Origin of the sequence: Burkholderia sp. LMG 13014 (assembly GCF_905232215.1) — a bacterium.
Lineage (GTDB): Bacteria > Pseudomonadota > Gammaproteobacteria > Burkholderiales > Burkholderiaceae > Burkholderia.
Map to the genome: position 1 here is coordinate 1 of NZ_CAJNKE010000649.1, position 3,177 is coordinate 3,177.

Consider the following 3,177-nt stretch of genomic DNA (forward strand, 5'->3'; position numbering starts at 1 on the left):
GTACAGCTCGCCACGGAGGCCGCCGCGTAATCACGCGTGACACGCGTGACACGCGCGACACGCGCCGTTCACCGCACGCAGGCCGTGCGCGACACGCGATGAAATGCACGGCTGAAGTAGATCAGGCTGTCGCCGTCGTCGCGCACGCGGATCGACGTCGCCTCGATGAACATCACCGAATGCGAGCCGACTTCCTTCATGTCGGCGATCGTGCCCTGCAGGCTCGCGAGCGCGTCGCGCAGCACGGGCACGTCCTGCTCGCCGCGATCCCACACCGGCAGGTCGAAGCGCCGTTCCATCGGCAGGTCGGTGAGCCCCGCGAAATGCCGCGCGAGTTGCTCGTGTTCGGCCGGCAGCACGTTGATGCAGACATGGCGGTTGCGCTCGAACGTCGCACGCATCGCGCTCGACCGGTTGAGGCACACGAGCAGCGTCGGCGGCGTGTCGGTGACGGAGCACACGGCGCTTGCGGTGATGCCGCAGCGGCCGTGCGGCCCGGCGGTGGTGATCACGTTGACGGCCGCGCCGAGGTGGGCCATCGCTTGCCGGAAGGCCTTCTGCGCGTCGGTCGGCTCGACGCGTGCCGGTCGCTGGATATCGGTCGTGGAAGACATGGGCGCTCCTGATTGGACGAAAGCGGCGGTCGTGCGGCGCTGCCGGTGCAGCGCCGGATCGCCGACGATGACCCAAGCGTACGTCGCGAAAATGCCGGCGACCATTCGCACGATTGACGATGGAGATGGCGTTCTCGCCAACGCGTCTAAAGGTTCTACCTAGATGCGCGGCGCGCCGCGCGAAAAAAAGCGCGATTGCGCGTCCGTGCAGCCCGCGAAGGGGTTTTCAGCGGGTTTTCGGCTCGTTATGATGTGCCGCACACCCCCAGCGAACGACGCGCGCGACGAGCCGGAACCCGGCCCCGTATGCGGCGCGTGCGATACCCATACCGATATTCAGTGAGACACCCGCGATGACGTCACCCGCACCGATCGTATACATCGTCGACGACGACAACGGCATGCGGACGTCGCTCGCGTGGCTGCTCGAATCGGTCGGCATCGCGTCCGAAGGGTTCGCCAATGCCACCGATTTTCTCGCGCGCTTCGACGTGAACCTGCCCGCGTGCCTGGTGCTCGACGTGCGCATGCCGGAGAAGAGCGGCTTCGATGTGCAGGCGGAACTGAACGCGCGCGGCGCGACGCTGCCGGTGATCTTCGTCAGCGGGCATGGCGATATCCCGATGTCCGTGCGCGCGCTGCAGAACGGCGCGATCGATTTCGTCGAGAAACCGTACAACTCGCAGCAGATGCTCGAGCGCGTGCAACGCGCGCTGCGGCTCGCGCAGCAGCGGCATGCGGTGAGCCAGCGTCACCGTGAGCTGCGCCAGCGGCTCGATGCGCTGACCGCACGCGAGAAGGAAGTGCTGCGCGGCGTGGTGGACGGCAAGGGCAGCAAGCAGATCGCGTCGGATCTGTCGATCAGCGTGAAGACCGTCGACGTGCATCGCGCGAGCATCAAGGAGAAGCTCGGCGCGACGTCGATCGCCGCGCTCGTGCGCGACGTGATGGTGGTGTGGGGCGACGACGGCGAAGCGCCGCGCTAGGGTACGTTCTGCTGTCCGGAGAAGTTCGTTCGCGGGCCGGCGCATGGGCGGCCGTTGGCGTGAACCGGCCCCGAGCGTCGCAGGAGACGCGACGAGGCCGTCGTGCTCAGCGCATGTACAACCCGCCGTTGATGTCCCAGCACGCGCCGTTCGCGAAATGCGCGTCGCCCGATGCGAGCAGCACGGCGGCATCCGCGACGAAACCGGCCGAGCCGAGCTTGCCGCCCGGCAGGCTCGCGAGCACCTGGCGCAGCTTCTCCGGCGCGACGCTTTCATACACGATCGGCAGATCGAGCGGGCCCGGCGAGATTGCGTTGACGGTCACGCCCTGCGCGGCGAGATCGCGCGCGAACACCTTGGTCAGCGTCAGCGTGCCGCCTTTCGCGGCCGCGTAGTGTGCGCCCGTCGCCGAGCCGCCGTTCTGCCCGGCGAGCGACGCGATGTTGACGATCCGGCCCGCGCCGCGCGTCGCGAAGAACTGGCCGAACACCTGGCAGCCGAACAGCACGCTGCGCAGGTTCACGTCGATCACCTGGTCGAACTGCTCGGCCGTGATCTCCATCGCGGGCACGACCTTCGATGCGCCCGCGTTGTTCACCAGCACGTCGATCGTGCCCCAGCGCGCGACGAGCGCATCGCGCGCGGCTTCGAAATCGCGTTTCGACGTGACGTCGAGCGGCAGCGCGATCGCGCGCTCGCCGCTCGGGTCGAGTTCGCGCGCATGCGCCTGAATGGCGTCGGCGGCGATATCGGCCAGCGCGACGCGGTAGCCGGCCGCATGAAAGCGTTCGGCGATGACGGCGCCGAGCCCGCGCGCGGCGCCGGTGACGAGGACGACTCGGTCTGACATGGTGTGTGATTCCGTGGTTCGCGAGCGCGTGCAGGGTGCCGCCGCGCTCGCATCGTGGTTCATGCGGCGAGTGCCGCTTCGAAGTGTGCCGCGATCGCGCAGACCTGCTCGTCCGCGCCCTTGCGTCCGACGATCTGCAGGCCGGCCTTCAGCGGCGAGCCGGCCAGCGGCAGCGGCAGGCTCAGCGCCGGATGGCCGCTCAGGTTGAACGGCCGGATCAGCGACGACATCGCGATCACCGATACGCCGTCGCGTGCCTGCTGCAGCGTGATCGGCAGCGCGGGCAGTGTCGGCAGCACGAGCACGTCCGCATGTTCGAGCGTGGCGTCGACCTGCGCGGTGAAGCGTGCGCGCACGGCCTTGGCTTCTTTCAATGCCGCAGGCGTGGTCGTTGCGGCCGCACGCAATCGCGCATCGAGGTCGGCGCCGAGCTGGCCGGTTGCGACCAGATGGCCGAATGCGCGCGACGTTTCCGCGTTGATCACGGTGAGCCCTGCGGCGAACGACGCCGGCATTTCGTCGAGTACGACCGCGTGCGAGCGCAGGCCCGACGCGCGTATGGCGGCGTCGAGTGCCGCAGCGATTGCCGGATCGGCGTCGACCGTGACGTTCGCGACAGTACAGCTCGCCACGGAGGCCGCCGCTTGCGCACGATCGAAGCCCGGCGCGATCGCGGCCATCACCGCAACCAGCGTGCGGATATCGCGTGCGAACGGCCCGACGCAAT

The 3,177-nt window shown here is 68.6% G+C and carries 4 protein-coding genes; 1 reads left to right on the top strand and 3 read right to left on the bottom strand.

What is annotated here, in order from left to right:
* Positions 1–68: 68 nt before the first annotated feature.
* On the bottom strand, positions 69–614 hold the full coding sequence (gene hpaC / locus JYJ84_RS32465; protein WP_039354714.1) for a 4-hydroxyphenylacetate 3-monooxygenase, reductase component: 546 nt from the start codon (positions 612–614) through the stop codon (positions 69–71).
* Between the two features lie 353 nt (positions 615–967).
* On the opposite strand from hpaC, the gene JYJ84_RS32470 reads away from it, so the two are divergent.
* The gene (locus JYJ84_RS32470) at positions 968–1,600 is read left to right on the top strand and encodes a response regulator transcription factor (RefSeq protein ID WP_122948954.1); all 633 of its coding nucleotides are present in this window, start codon (positions 968–970) and stop codon (positions 1,598–1,600) included.
* Positions 1,601–1,706: 106 nt separating this feature from the next.
* Here the strand turns inward: JYJ84_RS32470 and JYJ84_RS32475 are convergent, their stop codons facing one another.
* Together JYJ84_RS32475 and JYJ84_RS32480 are read right to left on the bottom strand one after the other, a co-directional pair.
* Positions 1,707–2,450 (bottom strand): SDR family NAD(P)-dependent oxidoreductase, encoded by a 744-nt coding sequence (locus JYJ84_RS32475; RefSeq protein ID WP_043178275.1) that lies wholly within the window; start codon positions 2,448–2,450, stop codon positions 1,707–1,709.
* Between the two features lie 59 nt (positions 2,451–2,509).
* A partial coding sequence (locus tag JYJ84_RS32480) for an amidase family protein (protein WP_240201934.1) occupies positions 2,510–3,177 on the bottom strand: 668 nt, incomplete at its 5' end.

Bases quoted from the DNA above. Each gene is read 5' to 3' on its own strand.
- hpaC (WP_039354714.1), bottom strand. From the start codon at position 614: ATGTCTTCCACGACCGATATCCAGCGACCGGCACGCGTCGAGCCGACC.
- JYJ84_RS32475 (WP_043178275.1), bottom strand. From the start codon at position 2,450: ATGTCAGACCGAGTCGTCCTCGTCACCGGCGCCGCGCGCGGGCTCGGC.
- JYJ84_RS32470 (WP_122948954.1), top strand. From the start codon at position 968: ATGACGTCACCCGCACCGATCGTATACATCGTCGACGACGACAACGGC.